We start from the raw sequence: 428 nt of genomic DNA on the forward strand, positions 1-428 counted from the left end.
CAATCAGGTTGTAACCACCGTTCAGGGTGCTGTCCTGCATGTTTTTCACCAGCCCCGGGATCCGTTCGCGGCTGAGGAACATAAACACCACGGTGGAAAGAATAAAGTCGTAATCGCCGCTGAAGGTGTGAGTATTGAGGTCTTGCACGCTGGCGCGAATGTGCGACAACCCTTCGCTCTCGATCAGGCTATTGAGGTTGTCGATCGACGGGCCATGTTTGTCCCAGGCGGTGACGTCAAAGCCCTTCAGGTTGAGATACAGCGAGTTGCGTCCGCCACCGCAGCCCAGATCCAGCGCTTTGCCGGGTTTTATGCGCTGCACGGCTTCGACCACCTCGGAATGGGTGCGCGTCAGCTGGTGCTTTTTGTGGTAGTAATCTTCCAGTGAGCAGTAAAAAGCCAGTTGGCAGGTCATATCATCGGAAAAT

General features: G+C 54.7%; 1 protein-coding gene. It reads right to left on the reverse strand.

Annotated features, from left to right (window positions below; genetic code table 11):
* Nucleotides 1-428 (reverse strand): methyltransferase domain-containing protein (locus CVN76_RS00410; protein ID WP_157805377.1); only part of this gene is annotated, 428 nt, incomplete at both ends.

Source organism: Bacillus sp. mrc49 (assembly GCF_002803435.1).